Source organism: Pseudomonas sp. 32A, assembly GCF_052682255.1.
In genome coordinates, this window is sequence record NZ_JBQYLY010000001.1 from 2,495,271 (window position 1) to 2,513,508 (window position 18,238).

Here is an 18,238-nt window from a genome sequence, read left to right on the forward strand (position 1 = left end):
TATGAACGGACACCTTGCCCTGGCCTTGGCGCTGTTGAGCGTGGCCACTTGCAGCCTGGCGGCGGCGCCTGCCGATCAGGTGGCGCAAATCGGTAAAACCCTGACACCGTTCGGTGCAATCATTGCCGGCAACGCCGAAGGCACGATCCCCGCTTATCAGGGCGGGCTGCGGCAGAGTCCGCCTGGGTTCAAGCCCGACAGCGGCTTTTGGGTCGACCCCTTCAAGGATGAAAAACCGCTGCTGCGGATCAACTCGAAAAACATGCAGCAGTACGCGGACAAACTCAGTGGCGGGCAGAAGATACTGCTGGAAAAATTCCCCGACTACTATTTGGATATCTACCCCTCTCACCGCACGGCGGCGTACCCGCAGGAAGTGCTCGATGCCACGGCGCGCAACGCCAGCAACTGCCACACCAACAAGGACGGCCTGGCTGTCGACCCCGTATGCCGTGGCGGCCTGCCATTCCCGCTGCCGCAGAACGGCAACGAGGTGATCTGGAACCAGCAATTGCGCTACAAAGGCGCGGGCTACACCACAACGCCCTCGTCCAACAGCTGGGTGGTGGACTCTTCCGGCTCGGTGACCAAGACCGCCGAGTCCGCGACCTTTGAAGAGTCGCCTTACTACCAGGTCAAACAGGCGGACCGCGACCCGCAGTTGTATTACCGCGCCTATGCGCTGGACAGCTACCCGGCGCGCAGTGCCGGCCAGTTGATCATCCTTGCCGACTACCTCGACCCGCAGAGCCAGCCACGCCGTGCCTGGAGTTATACGCCGGGGATGCGCCGGATCAAGTTGGCACCGGAGTTCGCCTACGACACGCCTGTGCCGAACCAGGGCGGGGTGAACCTGTTCGATGAATTGCAGATGTTCTCCGGCAGCCAGGACCGCTTTGACTATAAGCTGGTGGGCCGCAAAGAAATGTACATCCCGTACAACGCCTACAAGTTCTATTTCAGCTGTGGCCAGGACGAACAGTTCCTCGCGCACCATGCCAACCCCGCGTGCGAGCGCTGGGAACTGCACCGCGTGTGGGTGGTGGAAGCCACGCTCAAGCCGGGCAAGCGCCACGTCTACAGCAAGCGCACTTACTACCTGGATGAAGACACCTTCGGCGCCGGTTTGTATGACGCCTGGGACCAGGGCGGGGTGCTGTACCGCGCGTTGTTCCTCAGCGGCGTGCAGTTGTACGACAAAGTCATCCCCTATACCGTCAAGAACGTCAGCTATGACTTCAACAAGGGCATGTGGTCGCTGCTTAACGACGGTTTGAAGGGCGGTTACCGCGTGCATGACGTGCCAGAGTCCGAGCGGGACATGAAGCCCGAGTCTATTGTGTCCCAGGAAACCCAACGCTGATTCACCCTTCGACTCCACTTTTAACGGCCCGCAAGGGTCGTTTTTTTTGCGTGAAACAAGCATGTTGACGGAATTAAATGAACAGATATGCAAAATGTGTTTATATTATTTCGGATGCTGTATCCGCTTTGATGGCTCATCCCGCAGGGATGATTAACAACAAGGAGAACGCCATGCTGATTGATGTCCACGCCCACCTGTTGACCGAAGGTATGCTCAACCGTCACGAATTCTGGGGCCCTTTCATGAAGGTGCAGGGGCTGACCGTTGGCCACTTTTCCCTGGGTACCAAACAACCTGCCAAGGCTGCCACCGATGCCGAAGCGCAGGCCAATATCCTGGCGCGCATGACCCACGCCAGTCGGCGCGCACTGATGGCCGAGCGCGGGGTCGACAAGTTGGTGATGTCCACGCCTTCGCACTGCTTTATGTATTGGGCAGGTGACTTTGCCAATGAATATGCGCGTGTCTGTAACGATGAATTATCCGCGTTCTGCCGTGCCGATCCTGATCACTTCGATTTCTGGTGCCACGCCAACCTGGCGGACCCGCAGAACGCAGCCCGCGAAATCGAACGTGCAGTGACCCAACTGGGCGCCAAGGGTGTCTGTGTGGGCGGGGCCAATTTCAATGGGCTGGAGGCGCATGACGAGCGGCTGTTCCCGGTTTGGGAAAAGCTTACGCAGTTGGATGTGCCGATCATGGTGCATGGCTTTAACCAGTCGATCTATTGGGGTGAAAAACACACCGACGACAAATTCGAAACCACGTCGATCGTTGGCGATTGCGTCGATGAAACCTTGTTCTTTTGGTACCTGATCTGCGGCGGCGCGCTGGATGTCTTTCCTACCTTGAAAACCTACATCACCCATGCGGGCGGTATGGCGGTGTTCCAGTTGGGCCGCTTGAGCGAGCTCAATCGCGCCATGGCCCCGGATTCGCGCAATCAGCGCCCGCTGATGGACTACATGCAGAACTTCTACTTTGACCTCGACGTGCACGCCCCTGGCCTGCGGCGCGGCGTGGCCGAGGTGGTGGGCGTGGAACGCTTGCTCTACGGCACCAATTTCGGCGGCGCCTACGACCACGGCGACCTGACCGCCGGCTTGGGTTTATCCACGCAAGACCGTGATCGCATCCGCAGTGGCAACGCCATCGAACTGCTCAAGTTGAAGATGCCCGCCGGGGTGTCGTCGTGAGTGATGGCTCGCTGGAACTTCCAGCCGGGCGCCCCTATCCGCAGCGTGACGGGCGCCTGCCGCGGCATCTACAGGAGGTTACCGCCGAGTGGTTGACGCAGTTGTTGCAGCCACGCTATCCCGACATCGAGGTGCTGGCGCTCGAGCCGGTGCAGGTGCGTAACGGCCACACGACCAAGTTTCGCGCCAGGCTGACCTTGAATGATGAGGGCCGGCGTGCGGGCATTGCGCCGCACCTGTGCCTGAAGTCCAATTGGTCGGAGGGCTTTGAAAGTGGCGATATCTGCGAGCTTGAGGCGCGCTTCTATCACGTGGCGAGCAGTTGGCCGCAGGCGCCTCTGCCCAAGACCTACTTCACCGACTGGGACGCCGACGGCGGCGGTCGGGGCATCGTGGTCATGGAAGACCTTGGCCTGGCCGCCGGGCAGTTTGGCCACAGCACCGATCATCTGGGCGTGGACGGTGTGGCCGCGGGCCTTGAGTCACTGGCCACCTTGCATGGCGCGACCTGGGGCAGTGCGCAGTTGCAGCAGCAAGCGTGGCTGCCGGTGTCGATGGCCAACCCGGTGGACTGCGACGGCCTGTTGCGGATGTACAACTACATTCAGGTGAACCTGAGCAAGCCGGAATATCAACGAGTACTGCCGTCGTGGATGTATGACTCGCCGCAATTGTTCAGTCATGCCTTCGATGAAATGGCTGCGTTTGAGCGCGAGCAGACTTCGCCGGGTTGCCTGATTCATGGCGATGCGCACCAGGGAAACAGCTTCCTGCGCCAGGACGGCCAACGAATCTGGCTTGACTGGCAGCTGGCGCGATGGGGGCGCCCGTGGCGCGACGTCACCTACTTCATGCTTGGCGCGCTGACCGTAGCTGAGCGGCAAGCGGATGCCCAGCGACTGTTGCGGGTGTACCGCGAGAAACTCATCAGCCTGGGGGCGCAGGGTGTGCTTGGCCAGGATGCCGCCTGGGAACAGTTGCGTCGCTTGCCGGTGTGGGGCATGCAGACCTGGATGTCGAACATGGATGACTGGGGGCAAACCGGATTACCGATGGTTGAGCGGTTTTTCGCGGCGGCCGAAGACTGGGGCACCATCAACCTGCTGACCCAAGGCCGCACGCCCCGGCGCACGCCGATCCTGGGCAAGGATGCGCGGCCATTGGCGCCGGCTTATCAACGCCATCTGGACGCCTGACTGTGACCTTGAGTACGCCAATGCGCCTGCACGGTGCGGATAACTTTCGCAGCCTCAAAGGCCTACCGGCTTACGGCGGGCGACGCATTGCCGGTGACACCCTGCTGCGGGCGGACCAGTTGCATCGTCTGACGCCGCAGGACTGGCTGGTGCTGCAGCAGCTGGGGCTCAAAACCGTGTGCGATCTGCGCAGCGGTGCCGAGCGTGAGCGATACCCCAGTGACCTGCCCACATCTGTCATACGGCATGTGCACCTGGAGCTGACCGGCGATGTGCGCGCCGACCCGGCCGTTGCGGCGATGTTAGCGGCCAACCCGGCGCAGGAGGGTGCACGACAGACGATGCTGGAGGTGTATCGCCGGCTTCCTGGCATGCTGGTGCCGCACCTGGCATCGGTGTTCGAGTTGTTTGTCGGAGGGCAGGCGCCGGTGTTGATTCATTGCGCCGCAGGCAAGGACCGCACCGGAGTGGTGGTGGCGTTGTTGCTGCATGCGCTGGGCGTGGCCCCGCAAACCATCATGGCTGACTACTTGCTGTCGGCTCGGCGTTTCGAGCAGCTCGACGTGCTGCGCCAGGCTGCTTTGGGCAGTGCGATCAAGCACATGGTGGGCAAGGCGGTGAATGAGGCAGCGATTGATGCGGTGCTGGACGCGAGGCCGGAGTATCTGCAGGCCGCCTACGCCAGTATCGAGAACGATTTTGGTGGGATTGAGCGTTACCTGAGTTGCTTCAGCGGTCTGGACTCGGCGGGTATGCAGCGTTTGCGTGATTCGTTGTTGACGGCTTGGGCGGTGAATGTGGAAGGGAATTGCTCCCGATGACGGTCTAGAGTGCGCCTTCATTTTTTTCGGTTGTAAACCGTATTAAGTGCGGGGCTTGCCTGCGATGGCGGCCTCTGGGCTGGCATTTTTATTTGGGTTGGAATGCCCCACCACCGGGCACCTCGCCTAGGCTCGGTGTGCCCGCACTCCGGCTAGCGTGGTCGACGGGGCGCTTGAGATCAAGATCACAAGCCACATCAAAAACAACTCAAAAACCGCGGTGGAGATTGCTATTTTCGCTGCGTGAGGGCGATACCCAGCAGGATCAAGCCGCCACCTACGGCGTGGTACAGGTGCAAGGTTTCACCCAGCAGTGTTATGGCTAATACGGCGGTAAACAGCGGCACGAGGTTCATCAGCATCGCGGTTTTCTCGGCTCCCAGGGTGTCGAGGCCGCGCATCCACAGGCCTGGGGCGAGTGCTGAGGCGAATAGCCCGGCGAATAACACCAGGGGGATGTTGGCGGGCGTCAGGGCGACCGAGGGCGCCAGTACGAATGCCGGCACCAGTAGCAGGGTGCCGCAGGCGATCTGGATGTACAGGCTTTCCCAGGTCGGCAACGGGATGCGCCAGCGCTTGACCAGTACGCAATACAGCGCATAAGACAGCGACGCCAGCAGCATCATCAACTCCCCACGGCCAACCCCTTGTTGCCAAAGCGCCGGCAGGTTGCCGGCCGACAGCAGCCACGCCAGGCCGAGAAACGAGACGCCCGCGCCCACCAGCATTAACGGGGTGGGGCGGGTATGCAAAATGGCGAATGCCAGCAACATGGTCAGCAGCGGCAGCGTCGCCAGGATCAATCCCATGGACGTTGCGCTGACGGTGTACGCAGCGAAATACGCCAGCGATTGATACAGGGCCATGCCCAGCAAACCCAGTACCCCAAGCTTGGGCAGGAACGGCACGATACTGTGACGCAGGCGCCAGACCTTGGGCAGCAACACGGGCGATAACACCAGCAATGCCACCAGCCAGCGGTAGAACGAAATAGCGGCGGGGTCGATTACCCCCACCGAAAGTCGATTGACCACGGTGCTGGCCGCCCAGATCAACGTGGCAAATACGGGAAACAACAGATTCGTCATCGCAGCTGCCTGTGTTATTGATCAGCCGCGTTACGCGCCTTGACCGCCTGTGCAAAATCGCGCTTGAGCGTCGGGAAATACGCAATCTGCCCCCCCATGCCCCCCGCGATGTCGATCGAGGCGGCACTGATGAAACTGGCGTACTCGCTGGACAGGAACAACACCATGCCGGCGACGTCTTCGGGTTTGCCGTAACGCCCGATGGGCACCACTTTCAGCACCATCGCGTCAAACTCTTCGCGGCTGACCCCAGGCCCCATTTCCCGGTAATGGCGGTCCCACTGGCCGGTGTCGATCCAACCCATGTTCAGGCTGTTGACCAGGATGTTGTCCTTGGCCAGGGACATTCCCAGTGAGCGCGAGAGGGCGATACACGAAGCGCGGTTGATCACCGAGGGAATGCCGTCCGGCGTCGGGACCGTACCGGCGAGCGCATTGATTTCGATAATCCGCCCCCACTGCTGCTTGCGCATGTGCGGCACTACCGCCTGGACGAAACGGAAATGGCCCATTTGCAGCACATTCGCGTGTTCAAGAATGGCCTCCGGGGTGAGCGTTTCGAGGCTGCCGCCACGCCCTTGACCGGCGTTATTGACCAAAATGTCCACGCCACCCCATGCCTCGGCCACTTCACTGACGAAGTGTTGAACACCCTGTGTGTCGGTGACATCCACCACGCGCGCCAATATTTGCTCGGCGGTTTCACGCAGTTTTTCGGCGGCAGCGTCGACTGCATCCTGGCTGCGCGCGCAAATCGCCACGCGCGCACCTTCAAGGGCGTACGCGCTTGCAATAGCAAGGCCGATCCCCCTGGAAGCGCCTGTGACGATGACTCGTTTTCCCCTGAGGTCGATGTTCATTCGAGGCATTTTCCTTTTATTTTTATTGGCGTTGCAACGGCGCGACGGTCGCGTCCGGCGGGCTCATTAAAACGCAAAGCGGCGCTGGATCAAAACATAATTGAACAGTTAAGTTTTTTATGTGCAATATGTCTTCGTGGTTGTGCCGAGGTCGGTAGGTTGTGTGTTCGGGACCAATAGGACGCTGAAGCTTGAGATTCTTAATATAGAATTGAAATCTTTATATGGAATTATTCGTTTTTCTCGGTTAATTTAATTTCCAAGCCGCTGGGCCTGCAGCTGTTGGGAAGTTGAACAGATAGGGCTGAGAAGCTTGGAGCGGGGGCATCCCCCCCCGTAACAGAGCAGCAAGCGTTCTACCGATCTCACATAAACGACTGAAAATAAAAATAAAAGGTGGCTCGTATGAAAGGCAAGACCAAGCATGGTCGGCAGGTGCTCAGCCGTAGCGCTGTCGCCCTGGCGGTGCTCAGCAGCATGAGCTGTGCCCACGCAGTTTCGTTTGACCTGAGCAATCCCGATTACCGCTTACGTTGGGACAACACGGTGCGTTACAACCTGGGCATGCGCATGGATGGCCAGGACAGTCGCATCATGAACACCCCCACTTACGATGAGTCCGATAGCAAGTTCGGCAAACACGACATCGTGACAAATCGGGTCGATCTGTTTACTGAGGTCGACTTCTCGTACCTTAACGAGTGGGGCGCTCGTCTAAGCCTCGCCGGTTGGTACGACAACGCTTATCGCGACACCGGCGTAAAAAGCCAGGTGGGTGGCCAGACCAGCTACGAAAACGGCAGCTACAGCGATGGTGTAAAGCGCTACGTGCGCGGCCCTTCGGGGGAAATCCTGGATGCATTTGTCTGGAAGAATTTCCGCTTGGGCGACATGCCGGTCAACGTCAAGATTGGTCGTCACACCAACTACTGGGGCGAAGGCCTGTTGTTCGGGGCGCACTCGGTTTCCTACTCCCAGGCACCAAGCGACGGGGTAAAAGCCGCCACCAGCCCTGGTATTGAGACAAAAGAAGTGTTTTTGCCTGTTGGCCAGGTTTCGGCGAAAGCGCAGATTACCGATTCACTGTCGGTTTCCGGGCAGTATTTCTATGAATGGGATAACACCCGTATCCCTTACGGCGGCACCTACTTCGGCGGCGCAGACTTTCTCTTTGAAGGCCCAGACCAATTACCTGTAGGTGCGGGTGCGCTCAAGCGCCAGAACTCCAAGTTTGGTCGCGACGGCGCCAACTGGGGGGTGATGGCCAAATACAACCTGGAAGCCATCGAGTCGACCTTCGGCGCCTACTACCGCCAGTTCGACGACTACCAGCCCTGGCTGGCCCCGCAAATCAAAGCGAACCTGGGTGAGTACCGCGTGGTGTACCCGCGTGGCGTGAAACTGGCTGGCGTCAGCTTTGCGCGGGTGTTCGACTCAATCGCGGTGGGCAGCGAATTATCCTATCGCATGAACGGTGCGTTGAACGCGACCGGCGTTAGCACCCTGGATGATGAAGGCCCTCGCGGCGACACCATCCACTTCATCGCCAACGCCGTGTATGGCGTGCCTCGCAACTTCATCTCCGAGAACGGCACGCTGGTCGCCGAGTTTGCCTTCAGCCACCTGGCCAAGGTCACCGAGCACGACGAGCTGTTCAAATACAAAGGCAACGCTGCTTGTACCAGTGGGCGCAGCCCTGGCATTGCCGGTTCCGGTGATGAGTCTGATGGTTGCTCTACGCGCAACTACTATGCCGCTGCGGTGAACTACACGCCGCAATACCTGAACATCTTCCCATCGTGGGACATGGAAGTGCCCCTGACTCTCAACTACGGCATTCACGGTAACGCCGCTTCCGCCGGCGGTGGTAGTGAAGGTGCGCTGGCCTGGTCGACCGGGGTCAAGTTCACCTATCAGCAGCAGTATGAGTTTGGCCTGCGATACGCCGACACCCATGCCCAGTCCAAGAACCTGGCCAACGGTACCGTTGGAGGCAACGGCGGCGTCGGCAATACCGACCGTGGCTGGTTGGCATTCACGTTCAAAACCTCCTTCTGAACACATCCAATAAAAACGGAGCCTGTCTGAATGAAACGACAAATCGCCTTGTCCATAGCACTGCTTGGCTTTGCTGCCAGCAGCATCGCCGCCGTCAGCCCGGAAGAAGCGGCACAGATTGGTAAGACCCTTACTGCATTCGGGTCGATTCAGGCAGGTAATGCCGAAGGCACTATCCCGGCCTATACCGGTGGCCTCACCAAGGCCCCTGCGGACTTCAAGCCTGAAAGCGGTTTTTGGGCCGACCCGTTCCGTGATGAAAAACCCCTGTTTCGCATTACCGCGCAGAACATGGCGCAATACGCCGACAAACTCAGTGAGGGGCAGAAAGAAGCCCTGAAGAAGTTCCCCGATTACTATTTCGATATTTACCCCAGCCACCGCACCACGGCCTACCCGCAGGATGTGCTGGCTGCAACCACGCGTAATGCCACCACCTGCAGTACAACCAAGGAAGGCCTGGCAGTGGACATCGCGTGCCGTGGCGGCTTGCCGTTCCCGATCCCGAAGACGGGCAACGAGGTGATCTGGAATCAGCAACTGCGCTACAAGATCGGCCATGGCTACTCCACCACCAGCTCGTCCAATAGCTGGGTGATGGATGCCAATGGGAGCCGCACCAAGGCGGCCGAACAGGCAACGTTCGAGGAGCAGCCGTACTACCAGACCGAGCAGGCTGACCGCGACCCGAACATGTATGCACGGGTGTATTCACTCAACAACTACCCGGCGCGGCGTTCTGGCGAAGTAACCGGCATCAACGACTACCTGGACCCCACCACCAAGCCGCGTCGTGCGTTCAGTTATTCACCGGGTCAACGCCGGGTGAAACTGGCCCCCGAGTTTTCCTTCGATACCCCGGTGGCAAGCCAGGGCGGCGTGACCCTGTTCGACGAACTGCAAATGTTCTCCGGCAGCCAGGACCGCTTCGACTACAAACTGGTGGGCCGCAAGGAAATGTACATCCCGTACAACGCCTACAAGTCCTACTTCGAGTGCAAGCAGGACGACCAGTTTCTTACCCACCACGCCAACCCGGTGTGCGAACGCTGGGAGCTGCACCGTGTGTGGGTAGTGGAAGCCACGTTGAAACCAGGCAAGCGCCACGTCTACAGCAAACGTACCTATTACCTGGATGAAGACACTTATGGCATCGGCCTTTACGACGCCTGGGACCAGAGCGGCGCGCTGTACCGTGCGATCTTCCTCAGCGGCGTTCAGCTGTACGACAAGACCCTGCCGTACAACGTCAAAAACGTCGTCTACGACTTCAACAAAGGCATGTGGGCGCTGCTCAACGACGGCCTGAAGGGCGGCTATAAATTCGTCGATAAACCCCGCAGCGAACGTGACATGAACCCCGAAGCGATCGTGGCGCGAGAAACCCAGCGCTAACGTCAAGTTGTATGCGGTGACCTGCGCCCACCTTGGCGGTGCGCGCAGTTGAAGAGGTGGTCTAACGCCCGCGCGCATCACCCAAGTGGTGTGCGTGAGCGGAACGACCCTGGCATGGTGAGGATAAAAATAATGATTAGCCAACGCCTTTTACGACTGTCCAACCCGTTCATGCAAGGGCTGAGCTCTGCCCTGATCGCCGCGCTGCTCGCGGCAGGTCAAGCACACGCTGCCACTGCGTTGATCGACCCGCTGCAAGAGCCGGCCAGCGTGCTGGACGGCCCACTGACATCGCCGTTACTGGGCGTGGCACGCGCCGGTACCGCATTGGTAAGTGTGGGCCTGCACGGCCTTATCCAACGCTCGCGCGATAATGGCCAGAGCTGGGAGCAAATACCCAGCCCGGTCTCCAGTGATTTTGTGCAAGTGCGTTTCAGTGATGCGCAAAACGGTTGGATTGTCGGCCACGATTGCGTGGTACTGCACACCACCGATGGCGGCCTCAGCTGGGCGGTGCAAATGGATGGCCGACAATTGCTCGGCGTACTCACAACCGTCTACGGCGGGCGCGCAGCCCAAGGTGACGCGGATGCAGCCGATATGGTCCAGGAAATCGACCGCGCGATGGGTTCGTCGGCGACCGCTGATGTATTGCCGGCGCCACTGCTTGACGTGCTGTTTGACGCACAAGGCCACGGCTTTGCGGTCGGCGCCTTCGGCATGATCCTGCGCAGTGAGGATGCCGGGAAAACCTGGGTGCCTTGGATCGAACGCGCGGACAACCCCAAGCGCATGCACCTGTATGGGTTGGCTGAGCACAACGGTACGTTCTACATCAGTGGTGAACAGGGGCTGTTACTGCGCCTGGACAACGCACAGCAACGCTTCGTGAAAATCGACACGCCGTATACCGGCACTTATTTCGGCATTCGTGCTTTCGACCAACTGCTGCTGGCCTTCGGGCTGCGCGGCAATCTGTTTGCCAGTCGCGATGACGGGCAGAGCTGGATGGCCCTGGACACCCGGCTCAATAGCAGCCTGGTGAGCATTGTCGAGCAGGGTAATGCCCTGATCGTGGTCAGCCAGGGCGGGCAACTGGTCAAGGTGGATCGCCAGACCCTGCAAGTCACCCCGCTGGCCACTGGGCGAGTGGGCGAGGTGTACGCCGCCAGCGCTACCGAGCAGGCCGGGAGCCTGGTCATGGCGCGCTTTACCGGCGCCAAGGTCATCGATATCGCCAAGGCTGATTAACGCGGTCGGCACGATTCCCCTACGAGACAGAAAATATGGTCGAGCAAAAATTCAACAGCGGGATGCCAGTGATTGCCAACCTGGAGGACTTCGACAAGAACTCCGGCGGCTGGTTTGAGCGGGTCATTTTCAAAAACCGCATGTTGGTTATCGTTGCCTGCTTACTTGCAACCGTGACGCTGGGTTTTTTCGCCACGCGCCTGCAGGTCAATGCCAGCTTCGAAAAAATGATTCCCGGCTCCAGCCCCTACATCAAGAACTACATGGCCTACAAAAGTCAGTTGCCAGGCCTGGGTAACAGCATTCGCGTAGTGGTGGAAAACAAGACCGGTGATATTTACGACGCCGACTATCTGCTCGCCCTGCAAAAGGTCAGCGATACCCTCTACTTGATTCCCGGCGTGGATCGGTCCTGGATGAAGTCGTTGTGGATGCCAATCGTGCGCTGGAAGGAAGTCACGGAGGAGGGCATCGACGGTGGTGCTGTGATGCCGTCTGACTACGACGGCAGCGCGAAGTCGATCCAGGCGCTGCGCAGTAACATCATGCGCGCCGGCATCATTGGTAACCTGGTGGCCAATGACGGCAAGTCGAGCATGATTGTCGCGCCGCTGCTGGATACCAACCCGCAGACCGGCAAACCGCTGGACTACGGCGACTTCTCCAAACAGCTGGAAGACAAGATTCGCGTTCTCGAAAGCCCCAAGGTGGCGATTCATATCGTCGGCTTCAGCAAGCTGGTCGGCGACCTGATCGACGGCCTGTATTCAGTGATGCTGTTTTTCGGGGCCTCGGTGGTGATCGCCGGTCTGTTTGTGTATTTCTATACACGCTGCCTGCGCAGCACGCTGCTGCTGGTGGGTGTGGCAGTGGCCGGGGTGGTATGGCTGCTGGGGTTGATGCAGATCCTGGGTTACGAACTGGACCCGTATTCGATTCTGGTACCGTTTTTGATCTTCGCCATCGGCATCTCCCATGGCACACAGAAGATGAACGGCATCCTCCAGGATATCGGCCGCGGCACTCATAAATACGTCGCGGCACGCTACACCTTTCGCCGTCTGTTTCTCACCGGCCTGACGGCACTGTTGACCAATATCGTCGGGTTCGCGGTGCTCGTGATCATCGATATTCCGGTGATTCGCGACCTGGCGCTGACCACCAGTATCGGTGTCGCGGTATTGATCTTCACCAAACTGTTGTTGATCCCGGTGGCGCTTTCATACCTGGGCGTGAGCCAAAAGGCGGCGCGTATCGCGATCGCCAAGGATCAGGCGGGTGAAGCCAATCGCGGCGTGCTTGGGCGCGTCTGGCATGGCCTTGACCGCTTTACCGAGCGGCCGATGGCCACGGCGGTGATTGCGCTTTCGCTGGTCGTAACGCTGGCGGGCACCGCGGTGATGATGCACCTCAAGGTGGGCGACCTGGACCCCGGCGCGCCGGAGCTGCGTGCCGATTCGCGGTACAACCGCGACAACGCCTACATCACCGCCAATTACGGGCTGTCGAGCGATCAGTTCGTGGTCATCGTCAAGACCAACGAAGACAGCTGCCGCCTCTACCAGTCGCTGCAAAGCATGGACCAATTGGCCTGGCGCCTGCGCCAGACGCCGGGGGTACAGACCACCCAGTCCCTGGGCGAAACCGTGCGCATGATCAGCTCGGGCATGGCCGAGGGCAGCCCGAAATGGCTGAGCATCAGCCGTGACCAGGCTATTACCAACTCGGCCGTGGACGCGGCGATGATTTCCGCGCCGGGGATCACCAACCAGCAGTGCTCGGTGACGCCGATCATTGCCTACCTGGCGGACCACAAGGCAGATACGCTGACCCGCGTATTGAAGGTGGCCGAAGATTTTGCCAACACCCACAACACCGCAGCCGACGCCGAGCATCCGGTGGAGTTCCTGCTGGCGGCGGGCAATGCGGGCATCGAGGCGGCGACCAACATCGAAGTCGAGAAGGGCATCATCACCATGTACTTGGCGGTGTACGGCGCCACTGCACTGTTATGCCTGCTGACCTTCCGCAGTTGGCGCGCGACCCTGGTGGCGCTGATTCCACTGCTGATGACCACGATTATCTGCAAGGCACTGATGGTCTGGCTGGGCATCGGCCTCAAGGTTGCCACTCTGCCGGTGATTGCGGTGGGCGTGGGGGTCGGGGTCGATTACGCGTTGTACCTGCTCAGCGTGCAACTGGCCGTGCAGGCCCGTGGCGGCAGCCTGGCCGTGGCGTACCGGCGTTCGCTGGACTTCACCGGTCGCGTCGTCGCGCTGGTCGGCCTGACCATGGCCGCCGGTGTGATCACCTGGGCCTGGTCGCCGATCAAGTTCCAGGCCGACATGGGCATCCTGCTGACCTTCATGTTCCTGTGGAACATGCTCGGTGCACTGGTGCTGATCCCGGCGCTGTCGCACTTTTTGCTTAACCCCAAGGGCAACTCCAAGGGCGGGGCCGCTCTCGACCTGGAGGACGCACGCCAGCAGCAAGACAGCCACAGGCCGGCGGCCCATTCGCGCAACCACGCATTGACCAAGGCCGCCTTATCCCGGCGCGCCCGCTGACTTAATCGCCGGGGCAGGCCCCGGCCGCACATTGCCAGGAGAGAAAAATGTTCGAGTTATTGCTGAGTGCCGACATGATGGTGCCGGACCCGGACGGAATGACCGAAATGCTGGTCGACAAGCTGGGGATCTACAAACATGAACGCTGGCGTCAGGCGTTCGATAACCACCCGTACATTGCGCATTTCTTGCGTGTGCACAAGTCCCTGGCCGTGTCGCCGACACGCATTGAGCCGCAATGGCACCTGGATCGACCGAACCCCGGCGACCCGCTGTTCCATGACTTTCTTGAAAGCCTGAAGGATTTCCAGGGCCATCACCGGCCGATGTTGACCCACTCCATCGTGCTGGCCCTGCATGGCGACAAGTTCGACGCCCTGGTGGCCAAACTGATGCGCCGGCGCTTGCCATTCCGCATGGCGCAGCGCACCCCGGAAATGCCGTTCGACCGGCTGTGGCTGGGCGCCACCCCGGAGCAACCGTATTACCAGCCGTCGGTGGATGGCGGCCTGTGCATCGAGATCATGCCCACCGAGCCGTTGCAGATGCCGGCGCAAACCTACCAGTTGCCACCTGCACAGCCGCACGACCTCAAGCCCGGCGAGATGGTGCGCGTCACCGCCCGTGGTTTCCTGGTACGCGACCTGGATGAAACCCTGCGCAAGGTCTCGACCAACCTCGACTGGGAGCCAAGCGGCCCGGTCCAAAACATCCAGAGTGAAGGCTACCGCCGCGCGCGGATGGGCTTTACGGTGCCCAACAGCGCGACCCTCGATGTGTTGGAAGCGACTTACTGGAATACCGACGCCGGCCACTACGTCAACAACTGGGGCCCCGGTCCGTATTACATTCGGATCGGCGTCAACGACCTGGCCGCCAAGGCTGAAGACTTGCGGGCGCGTGGCACGCGATTCCAGTGGATCGAGTCGTCGCAAGCGGTGGACGGTCGCTCGCTGATCAAGGTCGACCCTCAGGAATTCAACGGCCAGGTCTTTGAGTTTGAGGAGTGCCCTGCATGACCACCACGCACCCTGAGCAAACAGTCGTGCAGATCAACGAGGCGGTGCGCCTGGAGCGGGAGGCCAGGGTCGGCTGGATCGTTCTGACGCGCCCGGGGCAAATCAACGCGATCAACGACGCTATCCGCCTGGGCGTACCCCAGGCGCTGAGCCTGTTGCAACAGGACCCGGCGATCCGCGTGATTGTGATCCGCGGAGAAGGCGACCGGGGTTTCTGTGCCGGCGCCGACATCAAGGAGCGCCGTGGTGCCGAGTCCAGCCTGCAGGTGCGCCAGCGCATGGAGAAACTGCGCTGGATCGAATCGCTCGACGCGGTGAGCAAGCCGGTGATCGCCGCCATTCATGGTTATTGCATGGGCGGCGGACTGGAGCTGGCATTGGCTTGTGACATTCGCTTCGCTGCGCCTGACGCGGTGTTCGCGTTGCCGGAAACCGGCCTGGGGCTGATTCCCGGCGGTGGCGGTACGCAACGGCTGTCGCGGGTGGTAGCGCCGGGCCAGGCACTGGACATGCTGCTCACCGGCGATCGCTTGAGTGCCGAGCAGGCCCAGCGCATTGGCCTGGTCAGCCGTTTGGCCAGTGACAGCGCCTCGTTGCAGAGCGAAGTGCGCGGCTTTGCCCAGCGTATTGCCGACAAACCACCGACCGCGTCGGCGTTTGTCAAACGGGCAGCGCGGGCAGCGCTGGAACTGGACCTCAAGAGCGGCTTGAACCTGGAGTTGGACCTGTTCGCCTTGCTGGCCCCGACCGGGGATGCCCGCGAGGCGGCGCTGGCATTCAGCGAACGACGCGAAGCGCAGTTCACCGGCGAATAAGCCGCAAAGGCGTGCCGAGACAACCATAAGGAACAGGACATGAGTACAGGAAAACTGGCAGGGCGCGTGGCGATCATCACCGGCGCAGGTGGCGGCCTGGGCGCCGAGTGCGCGCGGGTGCTGGCGTCCCATGGCGCAAGCATCGCCGTAGTCGACATCAATTTTGAAGGCGCCAGCGCGGTAGCCCAGGCGCTACAGGCCGAAGGGCATCAGGCGCTGGCGATTCGCACCGATGTGTCCTCCGAAGACGACGTCAAGGCCATGATCGCCCAGGTGCGCCAGCGCTTTGGGCGTATCGATGTGCTGCACAACAACGCGGCTATTCTCAACGCCGAACAACGCCAGCTGGACCGTGATTTCGTCAACCTCGACATGCAGGCCTGGGACCGCGCCATTGCGGTCAACCTGCGCGGCGCCGTGCTGTGCACCAAGCATGTGATCCCGGTGATGCTGGAACACGGCCAGGGCTCGATCATCTTTGCCACCTCGGGCCTGGGCATGCAGGGCGACATGTCGTTGACCGGTTACGCCACGTCCAAGGCCGGCTTGATGATGTTGCCGCGTATGGTCGCTTCGCAATACGGCAAGCAGGGCATTCGCGGCAATGCCGTGCAGATCGGCCTGGCGCCCTCCGAGCATGCGATGCCCGCTGCGCTGCTGGATATCCTGCGGGATAACCACTGCACCGCCGAATTGGGCACACCCCGGCAGATCGCCGACGTGGTGGCGTTCCTGGCCAGTGATGAGTCGTCTTTCGTGACCGGCACCACGCTGGTGGCCGATGGCGGTTTCAGCAGCCATACACCGTCGTTGGTGGCCATGCGTGCGCTGTTCGCGCAAATGGGCCGCACCGGCATGTAACGTCTGGTGCGATGCGCCCGCCGGGCGCGTCGCGGTCTCTTTTGCCGCCATTGCCGCCAGACGCCGCCATGGCGGGAACCACCTGGAAACCTGTGATGAATCAGAACCCACATGCGCTGAACAATGACTTTGATGTGATCGTGGTCGGTGGCGGCAGCAATGGCCTGTCGGCGGGCTGCTACCTGGGCATGGAAGGCAAGAGAGTGCTGGTGCTCGAAGCACTCGACAAGGTTGGCGGTATGGCCTCTTCGGGCTACCTGATCCCCGAGGCGCCACAGCACTTGGTGCACCCTTGTGCGTTGGACATGATGTCCATGCGCGTGCACGCCCATGTACCGGTTGAACTGGAACTGGCACGGCACGGCTTCAAATCGGTGGAAATGGCGCCGGGGTATGTGTACCTGCACCCGGATGGCACCTCGCTGGTGTTCTGGCGTGACCGCGAGAAAACCGCCGCCGAAATTCGCCGGTTCAGCAGCAAGGACGCGGACGCATTTCTGCAGTTCATGAAGGTCATCGACCTGTTCCTGGACATTGCGCTGCCGATGATGCGCGTCGATCCGGCGCAGACCAACCTGGGCACCAAGCTTAAAATTCTTGGCACGGCGATCAAGCGCAAGGCGCTCAAGCCTGAGCTGATGGCATTGATGACAGGCTCGGCGTTGCAGGCGGCGCGCGAGCGTTTCGAGCACCCGGTGACCATTTCCGCGATGTGTGCGCTGACCGGCCTGGCCGGGGATATCAGTGCCGATGGCGGTGGCATTTACTACGCGTTGCTCGGCTTCCTTCATCGCTTTGGTGTAGGTCGGGTGCTGGGCGGGATGCAACAGTTGAGCAATGCCTTGCAGGCACGCCTGGAGGAATTGGGCGGGCAGGTGCTGGTGTCGGCCAGTGTCAGTGAAATCGTGGCCGAAGGCGGGCAGGTCAAGGGTGTGAAGCTCGCCGATGGCCGCAGCTTCACTGCGCGCGCCGTGATCGCGGGCTGTCACCCCAAGCCGGCGCTGGAAATGGTCACCGCCGGCGAAATCCCCCGGCATCTGCTCACGCGCATCGCCATGGCGCCAGCCAACGCCAAGGGTTCGGGCCCGTTGAAAGTGGACGTAGCCCTGCGCGGACAGATTTCGCTGCCGCGTTTTGAAGCGTGGCGCGGTGATGGTGTGGACCTGCGCAATACCTGCCTGTTGATCGGAACCGAGGAAGCGGTGCTGGAGAATTTTGCCGCTTCTTCACGCGGCGAAGTGCCGAAATTGCCGTATATCACCGTGGCCGCGCCGAGTGCTGCGGACCCGTCCCAAGCCCCGGCGGGGCAGGACGTGTTGTACATCTACCCGCCGGTGATGCCGGTGAACCCGACCCAGGGTTGGGATGGCCTGCGCGAGCAAGTGGCTGACCAGGTGATGACGCAGTTGTATGACTATATCGAGGGCATTGAGGGCCAGGTGATTGGCCGGCACATCGAAGCGGCACCGGACTTTACGGCGCGCTTGAATACCGTCAACGGTTGCGTGGTGCATATCGACACCACGTCACTGCGCTCCAGCACGATGCGCCCGGCCCATGGCTTGGGCGGCGATACATTACCGGTAGCAGGCCTGTACCTAGGCAGTGCGGGCATTCATCCGGGTGGCGGGGTCAATGGCATGGCTGGGCGGTTGGCAGCCCGACGAGTGAGCGCGTACCTGAAGAAAACGGCTCGCTGAACCACTCCCGGCGCACTCCTGCGGGAGCTTGCTCCTCGCCATAAT

Annotated in this window: 14 protein-coding genes; 12 read left to right on the forward strand and 2 right to left on the reverse strand. The window is 60.7% G+C overall.

All coding sequences use genetic code 11. The features are described 5' to 3' along the window. Window position 1 precedes the first annotated feature (1 nt). The 4 genes from ACUN0G_RS11430 to ACUN0G_RS11445 all read left to right on the forward strand — a co-directional run bounded on the left by ACUN0G_RS11430 (window position 2) and on the right by ACUN0G_RS11445 (window position 4,579). Window positions 2–1,363, forward strand: a complete 1,362-nt coding sequence (locus tag ACUN0G_RS11430; protein ID WP_445573437.1) for a DUF1329 domain-containing protein — start codon at window positions 2–4, stop codon at window positions 1,361–1,363. Between the two features lie 173 nt (window positions 1,364–1,536). Further along, entirely contained in the window at window positions 1,537–2,562 is a 1,026-nt protein-coding gene (locus tag ACUN0G_RS11435) for an amidohydrolase family protein (RefSeq protein WP_445573438.1), read from the forward strand. Then, window positions 2,559–3,758 carry a phosphotransferase gene (locus ACUN0G_RS11440; protein ID WP_445573439.1) on the forward strand — a complete coding sequence of 400 codons (1,200 nt, stop codon included), beginning with the start codon at window positions 2,559–2,561 and terminating at the stop codon, window positions 3,756–3,758. The genes ACUN0G_RS11435 and ACUN0G_RS11440 overlap by 4 nt, the downstream gene beginning before the upstream one ends. Before the next feature lie 20 nt (window positions 3,759–3,778). Further along, window positions 3,779–4,579 carry a tyrosine-protein phosphatase gene (locus tag ACUN0G_RS11445; protein ID WP_445573440.1) on the forward strand — a complete coding sequence of 267 codons (801 nt, stop codon included), beginning with the start codon at window positions 3,779–3,781 and terminating at the stop codon, window positions 4,577–4,579. A gap of 230 nt (window positions 4,580–4,809) precedes the next feature. Here the strand turns inward: ACUN0G_RS11445 and ACUN0G_RS11450 are convergent, their stop codons facing one another. Together ACUN0G_RS11450 and ACUN0G_RS11455 are read right to left on the reverse strand one after the other, a co-directional pair. Beyond that, window positions 4,810–5,667 carry a DMT family transporter gene (locus tag ACUN0G_RS11450; protein WP_445573441.1) on the reverse strand — a complete coding sequence of 286 codons (858 nt, stop codon included), beginning with the start codon at window positions 5,665–5,667 and terminating at the stop codon, window positions 4,810–4,812. Between the two features lie 14 nt (window positions 5,668–5,681). Further along, window positions 5,682–6,527: an SDR family oxidoreductase gene (locus tag ACUN0G_RS11455; protein ID WP_445573442.1), complete on the reverse strand. Its 846-nt coding sequence runs from the start codon at window positions 6,525–6,527 to the stop codon at window positions 5,682–5,684. A 405-nt stretch (window positions 6,528–6,932) separates the two neighbouring features. On the opposite strand from ACUN0G_RS11455, the gene ACUN0G_RS11460 reads away from it, so the two are divergent. The 8 genes from ACUN0G_RS11460 (at window position 6,933) to ACUN0G_RS11495 (ending at window position 18,193) form a co-directional block, all read left to right on the forward strand. Beyond that, window positions 6,933–8,585 carry a DUF1302 domain-containing protein gene (locus tag ACUN0G_RS11460; protein WP_445573443.1) on the forward strand — a complete coding sequence of 551 codons (1,653 nt, stop codon included), beginning with the start codon at window positions 6,933–6,935 and terminating at the stop codon, window positions 8,583–8,585. A 30-nt stretch (window positions 8,586–8,615) separates the two neighbouring features. Next, window positions 8,616–9,980, forward strand: a complete 1,365-nt coding sequence (locus ACUN0G_RS11465) for a DUF1329 domain-containing protein (protein WP_445573444.1) — start codon at window positions 8,616–8,618, stop codon at window positions 9,978–9,980. A gap of 132 nt (window positions 9,981–10,112) precedes the next feature. Continuing rightward, window positions 10,113–11,231 (forward strand): WD40/YVTN/BNR-like repeat-containing protein, encoded by a 1,119-nt coding sequence (locus ACUN0G_RS11470; RefSeq protein ID WP_445573445.1) that lies wholly within the window; start codon window positions 10,113–10,115, stop codon window positions 11,229–11,231. A gap of 35 nt (window positions 11,232–11,266) precedes the next feature. Beyond that, entirely contained in the window at window positions 11,267–13,798 is a 2,532-nt protein-coding gene (locus ACUN0G_RS11475; protein ID WP_445573446.1) for an efflux RND transporter permease subunit, read from the forward strand. A gap of 47 nt (window positions 13,799–13,845) precedes the next feature. Beyond that, complete coding sequence (locus ACUN0G_RS11480) at window positions 13,846–14,817, forward strand: lactoylglutathione lyase (RefSeq protein ID WP_445573447.1); 972 nt, start codon at window positions 13,846–13,848, stop codon at window positions 14,815–14,817. Beyond that, on the forward strand, window positions 14,814–15,632 hold the full coding sequence (locus ACUN0G_RS11485; RefSeq protein ID WP_445573448.1) for an enoyl-CoA hydratase/isomerase family protein: 819 nt from the start codon (window positions 14,814–14,816) through the stop codon (window positions 15,630–15,632). The genes ACUN0G_RS11480 and ACUN0G_RS11485 overlap by 4 nt, the downstream gene beginning before the upstream one ends. Before the next feature lie 39 nt (window positions 15,633–15,671). Continuing rightward, window positions 15,672–16,493, forward strand: a complete 822-nt coding sequence (locus ACUN0G_RS11490; RefSeq protein WP_445573449.1) for an SDR family NAD(P)-dependent oxidoreductase — start codon at window positions 15,672–15,674, stop codon at window positions 16,491–16,493. A gap of 95 nt (window positions 16,494–16,588) precedes the next feature. Next, window positions 16,589–18,193, forward strand: a complete 1,605-nt coding sequence (locus tag ACUN0G_RS11495; RefSeq protein ID WP_445573450.1) for a phytoene desaturase family protein — start codon at window positions 16,589–16,591, stop codon at window positions 18,191–18,193. Window positions 18,194–18,238 lie beyond the last annotated feature (45 nt).

What these genes read in the sequence shown, in the direction of transcription:
- ACUN0G_RS11435 (WP_445573438.1), top strand. Translation starts at nt 1,537, where the DNA reads ATGCTGATTGATGTCCACGCCCACCTGTTGACCGAAGGTATGCTCAAC.
- ACUN0G_RS11490 (WP_445573449.1), top strand. Translation starts at nt 15,672, where the DNA reads ATGAGTACAGGAAAACTGGCAGGGCGCGTGGCGATCATCACCGGCGCA.
- ACUN0G_RS11470 (WP_445573445.1), top strand. Translation starts at nt 10,113, where the DNA reads ATGATTAGCCAACGCCTTTTACGACTGTCCAACCCGTTCATGCAAGGG.
- ACUN0G_RS11460 (WP_445573443.1), top strand. Translation starts at nt 6,933, where the DNA reads ATGAAAGGCAAGACCAAGCATGGTCGGCAGGTGCTCAGCCGTAGCGCT.
- ACUN0G_RS11475 (WP_445573446.1), top strand. Translation starts at nt 11,267, where the DNA reads ATGGTCGAGCAAAAATTCAACAGCGGGATGCCAGTGATTGCCAACCTG.
- ACUN0G_RS11495 (WP_445573450.1), top strand. Translation starts at nt 16,589, where the DNA reads ATGAATCAGAACCCACATGCGCTGAACAATGACTTTGATGTGATCGTG.
- ACUN0G_RS11445 (WP_445573440.1), top strand. Translation starts at nt 3,779, where the DNA reads ATGCGCCTGCACGGTGCGGATAACTTTCGCAGCCTCAAAGGCCTACCG.
- ACUN0G_RS11430 (WP_445573437.1), top strand. Translation starts at nt 2, where the DNA reads ATGAACGGACACCTTGCCCTGGCCTTGGCGCTGTTGAGCGTGGCCACT.
- ACUN0G_RS11480 (WP_445573447.1), top strand. Translation starts at nt 13,846, where the DNA reads ATGTTCGAGTTATTGCTGAGTGCCGACATGATGGTGCCGGACCCGGAC.
- ACUN0G_RS11450 (WP_445573441.1), bottom strand. Translation starts at nt 5,667, where the DNA reads ATGACGAATCTGTTGTTTCCCGTATTTGCCACGTTGATCTGGGCGGCC.
- ACUN0G_RS11455 (WP_445573442.1), bottom strand. Translation starts at nt 6,527, where the DNA reads ATGAACATCGACCTCAGGGGAAAACGAGTCATCGTCACAGGCGCTTCC.
- ACUN0G_RS11485 (WP_445573448.1), top strand. Translation starts at nt 14,814, where the DNA reads ATGACCACCACGCACCCTGAGCAAACAGTCGTGCAGATCAACGAGGCG.
- ACUN0G_RS11465 (WP_445573444.1), top strand. Translation starts at nt 8,616, where the DNA reads ATGAAACGACAAATCGCCTTGTCCATAGCACTGCTTGGCTTTGCTGCC.